This is a genomic window from Candidatus Ponderosibacter sp. Uisw_141_02 (assembly GCF_048087665.1).
GTDB lineage: Bacteria > Pseudomonadota > Alphaproteobacteria > Puniceispirillales > Puniceispirillaceae > UBA3439.
The window spans coordinates 1,607,382-1,620,898 of the sequence record NZ_CP159807.1 but is presented as its reverse complement, the minus strand read 5'-3'; the positions used below and the strand labels follow the sequence as shown (position 1 = coordinate 1,620,898).

Genomic DNA, 13,517 nt, shown 5'->3' with positions numbered 1-13,517 from the left:
GCACAATCAAATGTCAAGTTAACTGCCTCTCTTGTTCAGTTCTCGAATGATCTTCCGCAAGAAATGACCGGAACATCAGGTTTTAGCTCAGGGCTATTTGTGTTGGGTTTTGGGATTTAAACTCTTCAAATTTTACAAAATAGTGGTCTAAAAAATATTTATAGCACCGCAGCCAAACAGGGTTTGATGTGGTCGAGTAGAGTCTTTTGTACTCGTCAATCTGGGCCAAATCATTGCCTAAATTGCAATCGAGGGGAATTTGTTTATCAAGATTGCTTTTGTCACAATGTGTTTTGAACTTTCCGCATAGAAGTATCATGGTTGGCACGCGTTCGATCACGAAAGGGTGTATCGACATACTGGTGTTTCGGTAATTTACGTGCTTCGATCCAAGATTTGGATTCTTGCAAATCATATCAAAATAAATTGTAACAACCCGTTTCCACTCATCCCAGAATCTCGCATTCGCAACAAAGAAATGACTGAATACCGCATGATCTAGCGTCGTTATGGACGATTGCAAGTTTACATTGTATCCTGCAGCGTTCGCCAACTCCTGGCAGATATCTAACATGCCATCATGACATTTATTTCCCTGCACCCAAACGTTTGTATACATTGCAGCAATGTTCCAATGACCAGTGAAAAGATAGGCGTCTGATTGACGATCATCCTCATTAATCATTCGGGTTATGTCGGATGCACTCAGACTAGTTTTTGAATGAAATTTGGGTGAGAAAAAACCCAAATAATCGTCATTTTGAAAGACACTTTCGTTAAGGGTTTTCAATATAGGAAACCCCTCTCGAAACATCGGTGGGCCATTGCAGTTGTCCAGTGGTTTGAAGCCATCAGGCATGCTCTCTTTTGTTTTTTGATCGTAGTAAATGTGAAAAAGAGTTAGTTTGTCGCAAGGGGCGGACGGTTCGGTTTTCTGAGGTTGATCAATCAACCGAGAAGAGAACATTAGCTCATATGGACTAGCTGTTTTCCCAAAGTATGCATTCAAGTAAGATGGGTCACCGTGGTGCGAGGTGGTGTTCGGGTCAAGCTCTAAATTACGATAATCTAATTTATTGTAGCCATCGAGAATGCATGAGATGTTCCAACCCTTATGAAGAATTTGTGCTGAGGCTTTGATATCATGATTAAGGATTTCGAAACCTGGACCCATGGTGTCATTTGGTTTTAAAATTTTGTTCTCAATAAACAGTTGCAAACCCTGCCGTGTCACTGCAAAAGCATCTAATGGCACATACGGTAGTGGCTTATTCTCATTTTTACTGGAGTCAAACATGAGGGTCAGCGGATGTGAGTGAGGTAGCAACCTGACAATTGGTCCTGATAAGTGCGTATCCCCAGCCAGTGGCGTGCAAAAATCTTCAGTCCATTTCTTGCCACATTCGCGATCAACGAAAGGCCCACGCATTTCTGAAGAAACGAAAATAAAATAATCATAAGCGTCCAAGCAGACTAAGTTGCCAAGTAAATAATTGAACGCCTCAATCCGCGAAGATGAATTGTTATCAGGTAAGACTGTTAAGTTTTTACAATGTCTGCATTTTTCAATTTCGTCAGTGCATGCTCCAATGTAGATATCGCCGCCCCATCTAAACCATTTTTGATGAAATATTCATAGTTTTTCTGGGCGCTTTTGGACTTGGAAAAATGGGCGTAAAAAACCGCAATTTTTTCTGATTTCGTTCGCATTTGTTATATCCTATCAATGCTAAAATGTTCAGTTGAATGCCAATTCCTTGAGAACTAGCGGTGTTAATAAGATACACCTTTGTGCGTTTTAATATTTTCGCTGCGTCCGATAATGATGTTGGGCGTTTCGATTCAAGCGCACGCTTCAGAAGCATGCCCGCAGGTTTTCAATTAGTTTTTCCGACCGGCAAATGTCACTCAAAATCTTTTCATCTGGCTGAAACACCTCGATCTCTTCAATCATTGCGTCAAATTCAAAGTTGTTACACAAATGAAGGTAGCCATCAGCATCTTCTGAATGGTCTGAGAGCACAGGCATGCCATTTGCTGCCATGTGATAAAGTCTGAATGGATTTACAAAATTGTCGATGTCACCATACGATAGTGACAGTCCTACCTTTGATTTAGAGATGTAGTAGTCTCTGATAGTAAACGGGTGGGTTTGGTCGATAACCGCAAATTGCTTTCCAAATTTATTTTTTAAGGCGTCAATTTTTGCGACCCGGGTTGCTTTTATTAACCCGTAAAAAAATGTCTCATAGAAATAATTGCCGTTGCGATCTACTCTGTTACAAATCATTGAGTCGTGAAAGCCCCATTTGGTGTAAGCAACCTTTTCACTGCCCATAATGCTGCTAAGCTGCGACATATTATAGAGGTATGGAGTAAAACAGAATTTTGATTTTTCAAGTAATGCAGTGTAACCGCTTAAATCAAATTTTTTTCTATAATTAATTGTACGTCCATTAAAATTTTCAACCTCAAATATTGCAAAATCCGCACCACTATCAAGCAGTGAATTTAGTGCATTAGGTTCTCCACAAATTATGTCTGAACCGATGATTATGTTAAGTGTAGAGCCCTCAACATGATTGTGGCTGATTGAGGTGCTATGCCCCATGTCTGTTAGGGCACTGAACAAAACATAAATGATGTCACTCTTGCGATCGAAAAATTCATCAAGTCCAAGATTTACTAGGTTTATTCTCACGACTGATTTTCCACTTAGTGTTTAAACTTAAGGCTTTAATATGCTGATATTACGCACTAGCAATTTTTGTTCCCTTCTGACGTAAAAGCCATATGAAAGTAGAGATTTATTTTTTTTGAATTATGTCTTTGACAGCTATCTCAACCAGCCTACCCCAATGGATACTGTCTGGTTTTCTATGTAGCGTCATTGAGCTATACCACGGTGTGTCTGGCCGGTTTTGAAACCAGCGCCAGTCTGCACAATCTCTTATAAATAGATGGGTGTTTATTCCAACTGAAGCCGCTAGATGAGCTGCGCTTGTATCAACAGCGATTACACCATCGAGAGCAGAGCAGAGGGCAGCCGTTTCGGCAAAATCCCCCATTTTTGTTGCAAATTGTTTTACGTGTTTTGTTTTTTCTATTAGCCTTACCTCTTGTGGTGTTGGAAATTTTTCTAGGCTAACCCATTCACAATCTGTAGACAGAAACCCTACCAATTCATCAAGTTTAGCGCTCCGTCTGTGGTCATTTACATGATTAGGGTTTCCACGCCAGGCAAGGCCGATAGACGGCTTTCTTGCCCCTTTTAGCCGCTGCTGCCATCGCTCAACTTGTTTGCCTTGGGGGGAAAGGTAAGGGCTACTGAACGGAACATCATTCAGCCTAGTCCTGAACGCATGTGGCAAACTCATCAGTGGGCAATGGAAGTCAAATTTTGGCAGACCGCTTCCCTTTTCGAAAATGTATTCTCTGGGCAATAGCGATTGCATCAATGACATGAGAGGCTTTTCAATTTCCAGCAGCACCCGACATTTCATTTTTTCAAAAAATTTGATGTATCGGCAGAATTGGATGCTGTCGCCGAGACCCTGTTCGCTGTGAATTAGGATTGTTTTGCCTCTAAGGTCCTCATCGCCTAGCCATAATGGCTGAAAAAAATGCCTAATCTGCGACTGAAAATGCGCGGTCTTCCAACGGTATTCAAAAAGCTTGAAACCCTCGTCAAGGGCGCCAACAGACAGTAAGGTCAGCGATTTGTTGTAAAAGCCCTCGGCAAAATCTGGATTAATTTCTACGCTTTTGTCAAAGTCCTTAATCGCGGCATCAAAACATTTTGTTTCGCGCCAAGCTACACCTCTGTTGTTAAAGGCTTTGTAGTCATGGGGGTTGAGCTTTATTGCGATTGAATAGTCTTCAATTGCAGCACCAAATTCATAGAGTTTTTCATAAGCCACACCGCGGTTGTAAAACGCCTCAGCGCGGTTAGAATTAACCCTGATTGCTGAATTAAAGTCATCAATGGCCTTGTCGAAGTGGCTCGTTTGGCCGAATGCAATACCCCGAGCGACCAATGCCTCAAAATTATCTGGATGCTTTGCAAGGACTTCTGCGAAATCTAAAATGGCATTATTAGTCTTGCCTTGTAGGCGAAGAATGCGACCGCGCGTCAAGAGGGCTTGAATTTTGAATGGATTAGATTCGATTGCTCTGGTTAAAAATTGAACTGCAAGATCAAATTTTTGCTGCTTTTCCAGGATTACCCCTATGCCGCATAAAGCATCAGCATGCCTGGTGTCTAGGCCTAGTAAATCTTTGTATATTTCATAAGCTTTTTCTAGCTTATCTTGACTGTTCAGTGCATCGGCTTGTTCTATTTTTGTTTTACTAGCCGTACAGAAAGAGCTGCTGGAGACCATAGTATTCAGCGCGTTTTTGCGATCATTACAACCTGTTGTTTCTGGTTTACTTTGTCCAAAAGGTGTCATGTCATGCGCCGTGCTCGATGGCAATCGATTTTAAGACCGTAGCATGCCGCAGGATGTTTTTAAAAAATTCTGATAAGTTTGAATGGTCTCTCATATGGTTTGCCGTGCCGATAACAGATGAAATTTCTTCCTGCATTGCGATCTGTAACAGAGGTGTCGTGCTATTCAAGCATCGAAATTTCTGTAACATTTCATCGATTTCTGTATCTTGGTTTTCTTTTTTTTCTGTCGCTGTATCCAACTTGATGATTGTGTTTGCAATGGTGGTAATTCGGTCCATTGTTTCACTGACTTGAGACAGGTAATTAGTGACATGCGTCGGTCTGATAGGTGTGTTTTTTTTCCAAATAATTTGTTTGACATAATCAGTGTTGATTAGGTTTCGGGTAGATACGAATTCGGACAGGCTTACATGCTCAAACCCTTTTATATATGCGCCGCCCTCGGTTGCATTAAAAAGCCTCAAATGAGGTGCATTTAAACTTAGCTCGGAGGCGATGTGCTCGCATCGCAAAAGCTGCCCATGGTAGGCGCTTCTGGTCATTACTTTGTCACCGTAGAAGCCGTCAACTTCGATATTGAAAGTCGAAATATCGTTGTGCGCAGGCAACAGTGCTGTTGCGCCTTCTGCATATTGCGAGGTATGAGAAGAGGCTAAATCTTGCCCAACAAAACACAACGACTCAAAACCAAGAAGATAGCAAAGTGTCAGGCCGTATATAGCAACACTTGGCGCGTCAAAAGGCGTGGGTGGGACGCCAAAACATCCACTAATATCGTCGAAGATTGATGGATACGACCAAATAATTTTCTTTGCGTTTGATTTTAAAAACCATGGGTTGGTGGTGAGTTCAACCAAGAAATTTTCAATCTCAATGTTTAGTTTAGTTGAGAACTCTCTGGCAACATGGTCATCTTCTGCATCCAGCTGGATAACTAAATCTGGTTTGATGTTCGCGTCATGTAGTGTTTGAAGAGAGCGCAGAGCTGCAACTATAAAGACTTGATCTTGGATCATTGCAAGCGTTCGAATGTTTTTATCTAACGAAGGCCCTGACGCTACGATAACAGCGTCCTTTACACCTTTGACCGATAGTTGGTGTAGGTTCGGTGCGTTGGCTATAATAGGTAAATTTTGTAAGAGATTTTTTGACCAAGAGGCACCGAATCTATTGGCCGTATTTGTATTGGCGATACGGTTTTTTTTGCCTTTTTGAATTGCCTCAGCTAATTGGCTTTTTGTTTCTTTAATAAATTTTTGGTCAAGTGAGCAGGGTACAGTGATGATTTGTTTGGCAGGTGTTTGAAGCTTTGCAAAGGCAATTTCCAAATTTGTGATAGTGTTGCAAACAACGATGTTGGCTGCTAGGTGGTGACCAAAGGCGTCCTCATCAATGCACTTATGTTGGTCAAAGATAACTATATGGCGTTGGCTACGTTCTATAGCCTTTGAAATCATTGTTCCTGACGGTGGTGCGTAAATCACCATTACATCAGAATGGAAGCTCCATATTTCCGGTAGCACACTGTCCAAGATTTGGTCGCAGAAGTCAGGGTTGTCAAATGATTGCTGATCAGGTTTTGACCGCATCACTCGCGAGCGCCATGTTTTTACTTGCTCAGTTATGAGTGTCGTGGGTGTATATTTAAATCGGCTAGGGTAATTCGTGGAGGCTTCACTATTTAGCGGAAATGTCCCGAGATCCGCCAAGAGTTGCCGGCGACAATCCATCAGGTGTCGAACATTGCCCTCTCTATTGTCGATATTGATGTCTTTAAGATCGAGATCAATTTGATAGAGATCATCAATAATTTGTTGACGCTTATTATCTGAAATGGCTTGCATTATGATGCCCCTCGACTACGCACCTAATAATTGCAAATTTTATGCCATCCGATAGCGGTGGTGAACTCTAAATATGTTTGGTTCTAGATCAAAAAATGAGGGGGAAAGTCCCCTTTCCCCCTCGCGGCTACCCACCCAGCTCTAACTCCTATTGGAGTAGGGCAAGGATAGATTGCTTCGACTGATTTGCTTGAGCCAGCATTGAGGTTGCTGCCTGGTTTAAGATTTGCTGCTTTGACAATTGTGTTGTCTCTGCAGCAAAGTCAGCATCCATAACACGGCCGATGGCCTGTTCAGTCATGACGGAAGCTTTACTCAGGTTTGAGACTGAGAAGTTAAGTCTGTTGATCAATGAACCCATAGTCGCTTGCTCGCTGGCAATCGTCTGTAGGGCAGCGTCCATGGTTCCAATCACTGTTGTTGCACTTCCTTGAGTTGCGATTGACGCACCATTAATTGAAAGGCCAGATTGACCGACGTCAGAGAAACTGATGGAAATCGTCTCAGCTGTTGTGTTACCCGCCTGAATGGTGACAGCAGAAAAAGTACCGTCGAGTAGAGCAACGTCATTAAATTTGGTATTCGACGAAATCAGATCAACCTGCTCAAGTAGAGCAGCAACCTCCAGTTGAGCGTTGTTTCGGTCTGGAGTGTTCTCGTAAATACCGTTCGCCATCTGCACAGCCAATTCACGGATACGGAGAACCATATTACGGATTTCATTCAGGCCTGCTTCTCCAGTTTGGATAAGTCCAACACCGTCCTGTGAATTCCGAATGGCCATGTTAATACCGCGAAGCTGCGATTCCATTTTACCGGCCACAGCTAGACCAGCCGCATCATCGGCTGCACTGTTAATACGTAGCCCCGACGAAAGCCGCTCCATCGAGGTTTCCATTTTGCCTGTTGCCCTTACAGCGCTGGCGCGAGCATTCAGGGCGCCTACATTTGTGTTAATTGAAGTCATAAGCTTACCTTTCCCAAATCATTCCAACTAGAAGAACGACCGAGAAAAACTTTTTTTAATAAAAAATTGAAAAAATAATAATTTTGGCATCATTTTTGCTTTGGGGGCAGCCGGGGCAAGTAGTCCTGCCCCGGCTTTTCGGCTATTACTGGATAAGCTGCAGTAACATTTGCTTTGACTGGTTTGCTTGAGCAAGCATTGATGTCGCTGCCTGGTTCAAAATCTGAGATTTCGATAAGGCGGTTGACTCTGCAGCAAAGTCAGCATCCATGATGCGGCCCAAAGCCTGCTCTGTCATTACGCTGGCTCTGCTCAAATTAGAGATTGAGTAATTCAGGCGGTTTTGCAATGAACCCATTGTAGCTTGCTCCTGAGAAATGGTTTGCAATGCAGCATCCATGGTCCCAATCACAGTTGTTGCGCTTCCTTGCGTTGCAATTGAAGCACCATTGATCGAAAGGCCAGATTGTCCCAAATCTGCAAAAGTTAAGGAAATCGTCTCAGCAGTTGTATTACCAGCTTGGATTGAAACAGCTGAAAAAGTACCGTCAAGTAGTGCTACGTCGTTAAACTTGGTGTTATCTGCAATCAGGTCGACCTGCTCGAGGAGAGCTGCTACCTCCAACTGTGCGTTCGCGCGATCTGGTGTGTTCTCATAGATACCGTTGGCCATCTGCACAGCCAGTTCACGAATACGCAAGGTCATGTTACGGATTTCGTTCAGACCTGACTCTGCAGTTTGAATGAGGCCGACGCCATCCTGGTTGTTACGGATTGCCATATTGATGCCGCGAAGTTGCGACTCCATCTTACCAGCAACGGCCAAGCCAGCGGCATCATCCGCTGCACTGTTAACTCGGCTGCCTGATGACAAGCGTTCCATAGCTGTCTCTTGAGAGCGGTTGGCGTTAAGTGTGTAAAGGCGGGCATTCAAAGCCCCAACATTTGTATTAATGGCAGTCATTTTTAAGTCTCCTTACTTAGTGAATAGCCGGTCCTCTCGGACTTTATTTTTAACGACACAGGTCAAAAATATTTAGTAAAAAAATAAAAAAAAAATGATAAAAAACAATATCTTAGAATTTTCTCTAGGCGCAATTTTCCCATCTCTAACCTGCGTCTGAATGCGCTTTTTAGTTTGGAAAATTTAGATTTTTAGTTAGTTAAATAACGATAGTAATGTGCTCATGGACTGATTGGCCTGAGCCAGCATTGCAGTGTTGGCTTGTGACAACACTTGTGCTTTGGATAACTTCGTTGACTCTTCTGCTATATCGGCATCCATAATGCGGCCGCGGGCAATCTTCGTCGCTTTCGTGGTTTGTTCCAGCACTGAAATTGTATGATTGAACCGGTTTTCGTATGCGCCAGCCCGGGATAATTCGTCTGATATGGAAGTTAGCGCTGTTTCAAGCGTCACCATCGCAGTTTTTGCATTGGCCTGGGTGCTGACGTCAACAGTTTCAATGCCAAGGCCGGATGCAGTGTTGTCTTTAAAAAAGATGCTAGGGCGCTCATTCGCGGTTGGCCCAGTTTGGATACCTACGTTTTGCATGGTCCCATCAAGAAGTGCAACACCGTTGAAATTGGCATTCTTAGCAATCAGATCGATCTGCTGCAGAAGCTGATCGATTTCAATTTGTGCAAAACCCCGGTCTGGGTTGTCGACATAGATACCGTTTGCCATCTGCACCGCAATTTCGCGCATCCGCAGTGCCATGTTACGAATTTCGTTAAGGTTGGCTTCAGTGGTGTTAACCAAGCTAACGCCATCAGATGAATTATGAATAGCTCGTTCTAAGCCTGTAATCTGAGCTTTCATGCGCCCAGCAATAAATAGACCAGCTGCATCATCTGATGCGTTGGTGATGCGCCTACCGCTGGATAGGCGCGTGAAAGCCTCAGTCTCAACTTTATTGTTTTTCTTGCCGTGGTAATCTACACGGACTGCTGCTACGTTTGTCGCGATAGAGTTCATCTACCTGCTCCTGCATGTCTGGTTGGATAGCCGTAACCACTTCTGGTCAGTCTTCAGAACGACATCAGGAAAAATTATTTAGTTTTTTTTACAACTATTAAAAATTGGAAATAGCTTGAATATTTTCAGTCACATGCTTTAATCATTAGGTCAATAAACTCAAAAGTGAGTCAGCAGAAATAATGTCTTTTTGTCCAAAATGGATATTTGAAACGGCGTGCGCTGCTGCCGCCGAAGACTATCTGAGCCGGCAGTTAGATCTGAACACGGTTGCGCGCGGTTATGCGGCAACTTTGTCTGAATTTTATCAGCCCATCACTGCCGAAGAGATTGCGGACGTGATTAGCTCGATGTTGCGATTTTTGGACGAGCTTAACGCCGGAGAAGCCGCAGCGCCGATGGTAATGGGCTTTTGTTATAACAGAGTTAGCTTTGAACAACCAAACAAGCCGCGCAAGCTAAAAGGGTTGTTTGGGTCTGCCGACGAGCCTGTAAAAGGCCGCGAACATAGCGCTGATGCTGCGGTTAAGGCATTTAAAGCCTATGTTTATGCGCTCCGCAACCAGGTTGTTGAGTTTGCGCCTGTCGGCTGGAAATTGGCAGATGCGGGAGATAGTGAGGTTTTGCAAAAGCTCACAAACCAAAACCTTAGTCCGCTTGATTTTCTCTGAGTGCTCACCTGCAAGGTTTAGCGAGGGACTTGGGTTAAGATTTAATTATTTGAATTCCACGATTTAATCAAATTATCGAGAAACTCACCAGTCTTATTGAAACTTGACACCGCTGTTTGCATAGCAGTGAATTTTTGTACATAAATAGCACGTTGATTAGCAATTTGCTGATCTAGGGCTTCTTGTTCTTCGACAAGGCTGTCGACATCATCTTCTATATTATTAATTTTTTCGTCGATATCGCCATTCAGCATGAGCACATCATCAATATATTTTGAGAGGGTTTGCATGATGCTGCGGCCCATGTAAACGTTGGTGTTAACTGATGTTTTGTTGGTATCTAGCAGTAACCCAGTGGCGCCAATGGTGTCGCCTGCATATCCATAACGGTCAGTGCCAGCAGACATGTTTGCTGTAACCCCGTTAGAAGTCAGCCTTGGGCCAATTCCGTCAAGTTCAAATTCATAAATGCCTGGAGTGAATAAATCCGTTGTGGCACTACCGGTGACCCCAGCATCGCCAGTGCGTATCATAGATGTTGTTACCGCGGCAAAATGTTCTGGATTTGAGCTAAAATATTCTCGGAACCTGGTTTCATCGATCGATAAGGTGCCATCAAGTTCAGTGACAACACCAAAACTGGACAAATATATCTCAGCGTCATCATAGCCTGCAATGGCGGTAGATGTTAGATTCTTGATCTTGTTTTCGGTGTGGCGAATGAAGTGATCACCATGTAACGGTCCACCATCTTCACCATTTGTACCTGGCTTGCTCTGCTCTTTTAAAAATGACAGCAGGTAGTTAACCTCGCTAATGACTGTCTCAAGTGTGGCTAGAGCATCGGTTTCTGAGTAATTTGAGCTGATTGATTGATCTGTGCCAAGATCACTAGAGGTCACATCACTGAGCTTTAACGTCACTCCAGAAAATAAATCAGTTATCGTGTTGCTGGTTCTCTCTATTTCGATGCCGTCGATTGTAAATTTGGCATCGGTAGCCGCCACAACTTGTGTTGCGCTATCAGCAAATGTCAAAGTGTTTCCAGGATTGTATTTTAGTACATCATTTTCAGAACCGCTCAGATGTGATTTCAAGCGGAGCCCATGGTTCGCGCCTTCTACCGATTTCACCATTAATGAATAGTTGCTGTCTGACACCTCTATGATGCTCGCGGTGACGCCTATCCCTGCATTATTTATTTTATCTCTCACATCTGTGAGGGTTGTCGAGCCTGCAGTGAAATTAAGGGTTGTGGCGCTTGAGTAGTCTGTATTGGCTGTGAAAGTTGAGCCGTTCCAGTTTCCAAAGCGTAGGCTGAGTTCATCTATGCCAATATCAGCAGTTGTTGATGCAAATCCACTGCCACCGTTGTTAAAATTCAACACTTGTGCGGTGGCGATCGAAGTTACATTGATCGTATGTGCAAATTCGCTGGCAAGGCTACTGTCTGTCCGGCTCAACGTCACATTGCTGGTGCTAGATGATAGGCTGAGCCCAATTTGGCCATCCAGCGCGGCTGTATTAGTTTGAAACACACTTAATTCGTTTTTCAAAGTCCCAAGCGCAGAAATTTTTACCGTTGCTGTTTCTTTGGCGTCATCAATCTGTTTTTGTTTTGGCACACGTTCAGCATCGACGAGAGCGTCGACAATCTGTGGGACATTAAGTCCGCTGCCCGCACCAAGGGCGCCGAGGTAATCTGTAGTAGACATGGCCTGTGTGTTTATCCTTATTGGTTCTGCCTAAGTGACAAACTGCAATTTTTATGCCTATATGGTTTATTAAACGACTTATCTGCTGCTCGCTTTAGGCCATGCCGCCAAAATGGTTGTGGTTGATCGCAATTATAATAGCAAAGGTTGTGGCTGCAAATAATATGAAGCATGGAATAAAGCATTATAGTTTTGGTCAGGCATCGCGGTTTGTACTTGTCACGCTAGTCACCGGCACCGGCATCGGTTTGTCGGTGTCCCTTGTGGCAAGCCTGTTTGTGGCTGGTCTGCGTTTTCTGACCGATCATCGCCAGTCAATGAGCGAAAGGTTTTCCATATCACAGTTTGATGGTGGGTCATTGGTGCCAATGTTGTGGCTGATCGGGGCAGCTTTTTTGTTGTGGGGCGTCCGGCATTGGTTTGGCATTGTGCGTTGGCACGGGCCAGCTGACAGTATTTTTGGGGCACACCGTCTCGACAATGCAATTGACGTTAAGGCAGGTATTGGGTCAAACATTGGCGCATTTATTGCCATGGGCGGAGGCGCGTCTGTTGGTCAATACGGCCCGCTGGTGCATTTTGGGGCGACGATTGGCACTTATATCCGGCAAGCCTTTGGTAACAAAACAATTGGTACTGACGTCTTCATTGGATGCGGCGTTGCCGCGGCAATTGCCGCAGGGTTTCACGCACCGATCGCTGGTATTGTGTTCGCGCATGAGGCGGTGTTGCGACATTTTTCTTTCAGAGCTCTGACCCCCATTGCCATATCAAGCATCACATCAGTCTGGTTTGGAACGGCTATTTTTGGTGGGGAACCAATTTTTGTTCTGGATGCCGCGGCGACTGATTTGTTGCCGATGGTCCCGGTTTTATTGGCAAGTGGGCTATTATTCGGGATCATTGCGATGCTGTTCATGCTTGCGCTTTTCAAATCAGCCGCAATCGCCGCTAAAACTGGTTTCCCTCCCTTGGCGTTAGCGCTGATTGCAGCGGTCATATGCGGTTTTGTGGCGATCTTTGTGCCTGAAATTCTGGGAAGTGGCGTTACCGAAATTAATATCATTTTTAACGGTGGGTATGTCCTTGGATTTTTATTTTTGTTGTTTGTTCTCAAACTACTGGCAACATCATTATGTATCGGCTTTGGGTTGTTTGGCGGGGTTTTCTCCCCGGCAGCCATGATTGGCGCAGCGGCTGGTGGGTTCATTGGTAAACTTATGGGAACTCTTGGGTTTGTAACGGTGCCACATTTATTGCCAATTGCTGGCTTTGCGGCGGTAACGGCGGCGGTTGTTGGGGCGCCAATTTCAGTCGTTTTGGTGGTGTTTGAACTCACTCAATCTTATGAATTTGCGGTTGCCGCCATGTTGGCGGCGGTAATCGCTACATTTTTTACCAGCCTTGTTTTTGGGCACTCATTTTTTGATGAACAATTACTCAGGCGTGGGATCGATATGTCGCGGGGGCGGGGTGATTTTGAACTTCAATCTCAATCTATCAGCCACGTTGTCAGTGATGATTTCGTTGCCCTCCCACCAGATACAAAAACCAAGGATGCTATAGACAGGCTTGTTAAAGCCAAAATGAGTGAGGGGTATTGTATTGATGCTAACTACCAATTCATTGGCAAATATGCGCTGCATGAATTGTTGTCTGCGCCGCGCCAGTCTGGATTGGTGCCGTATCTGATTGTTGATCCTGTGGTTTTAGATCATGGCGCCTCGATTTTGCAGGCGATGGAAGTGGCAAGTAATTTTGTCGGCGAGACCATTCCAGTCATTCAGCAGGAAAACGGGCGCATGGTTGGCGTTGTATCAGAGGCGGACATCTTTAGTGCCTATCTTGCAACCCAATCACGCGTGCATGCCCTAGAACATGGTTAAAGA

General features: G+C 44.2%; 11 protein-coding genes. 2 read left to right on the top strand and 9 right to left on the bottom strand.

Annotated features, from left to right (window positions below):
• Nucleotides 1-82 precede the first annotated feature (82 nt).
• The 8 genes from ABXT40_RS08160 to ABXT40_RS08125 form a co-directional block, all read right to left on the bottom strand.
• Nucleotides 83-1,468 (bottom strand): hypothetical protein, encoded by a 1,386-nt coding sequence (locus ABXT40_RS08160; protein WP_443645121.1) that lies wholly within the window; start codon nucleotides 1,466-1,468, stop codon nucleotides 83-85.
• A gap of 71 nt (nucleotides 1,469-1,539) precedes the next feature.
• Nucleotides 1,540-1,710, bottom strand: a complete 171-nt coding sequence (locus tag ABXT40_RS08155) for a hypothetical protein (protein WP_443645120.1) — start codon at nucleotides 1,708-1,710, stop codon at nucleotides 1,540-1,542.
• Between the two features lie 145 nt (nucleotides 1,711-1,855).
• Nucleotides 1,856-2,701, bottom strand: a complete 846-nt coding sequence (locus ABXT40_RS08150; RefSeq protein ID WP_443645119.1) for a hypothetical protein — start codon at nucleotides 2,699-2,701, stop codon at nucleotides 1,856-1,858.
• A 106-nt stretch (nucleotides 2,702-2,807) separates the two neighbouring features.
• Complete coding sequence (locus ABXT40_RS08145) at nucleotides 2,808-4,451, bottom strand: tetratricopeptide repeat protein (RefSeq protein WP_443645118.1); 1,644 nt, start codon at nucleotides 4,449-4,451, stop codon at nucleotides 2,808-2,810.
• Between the two features lies 1 nt (nucleotide 4,452).
• Nucleotides 4,453-6,297, bottom strand: coding sequence for a motility associated factor glycosyltransferase family protein (locus ABXT40_RS08140; protein ID WP_443645117.1), 1,845 nt, complete (start codon nucleotides 6,295-6,297; stop codon nucleotides 4,453-4,455).
• A 148-nt stretch (nucleotides 6,298-6,445) separates the two neighbouring features.
• On the bottom strand, nucleotides 6,446-7,264 hold the full coding sequence (locus ABXT40_RS08135; protein WP_443645116.1) for a flagellin N-terminal helical domain-containing protein: 819 nt from the start codon (nucleotides 7,262-7,264) through the stop codon (nucleotides 6,446-6,448).
• A 145-nt stretch (nucleotides 7,265-7,409) separates the two neighbouring features.
• Nucleotides 7,410-8,228 carry a flagellin N-terminal helical domain-containing protein gene (locus ABXT40_RS08130; protein WP_443645115.1) on the bottom strand — a complete coding sequence of 273 codons (819 nt, stop codon included), beginning with the start codon at nucleotides 8,226-8,228 and terminating at the stop codon, nucleotides 7,410-7,412.
• Between the two features lie 195 nt (nucleotides 8,229-8,423).
• A complete protein-coding gene (locus tag ABXT40_RS08125; RefSeq protein ID WP_443645114.1) occupies nucleotides 8,424-9,242 on the bottom strand; it encodes a flagellin in 819 nt (272 codons plus the stop codon).
• A 182-nt stretch (nucleotides 9,243-9,424) separates the two neighbouring features.
• Between ABXT40_RS08125 and ABXT40_RS08120 the strand changes: the two genes are divergently transcribed.
• Nucleotides 9,425-9,913, top strand: coding sequence for a hypothetical protein (locus ABXT40_RS08120; protein ID WP_443645113.1), 489 nt, complete (start codon nucleotides 9,425-9,427; stop codon nucleotides 9,911-9,913).
• A 41-nt stretch (nucleotides 9,914-9,954) separates the two neighbouring features.
• On the opposite strand, the gene fliD is transcribed toward ABXT40_RS08120, so the two are convergent.
• Nucleotides 9,955-11,628 carry a flagellar filament capping protein FliD gene (gene fliD / locus ABXT40_RS08115; protein ID WP_443645112.1) on the bottom strand — a complete coding sequence of 558 codons (1,674 nt, stop codon included), beginning with the start codon at nucleotides 11,626-11,628 and terminating at the stop codon, nucleotides 9,955-9,957.
• A 164-nt stretch (nucleotides 11,629-11,792) separates the two neighbouring features.
• Between fliD and ABXT40_RS08110 the strand changes: the two genes are divergently transcribed.
• Nucleotides 11,793-13,514, top strand: a complete 1,722-nt coding sequence (locus ABXT40_RS08110; RefSeq protein WP_443645111.1) for a chloride channel protein — start codon at nucleotides 11,793-11,795, stop codon at nucleotides 13,512-13,514.
• Nucleotides 13,515-13,517 lie beyond the last annotated feature (3 nt).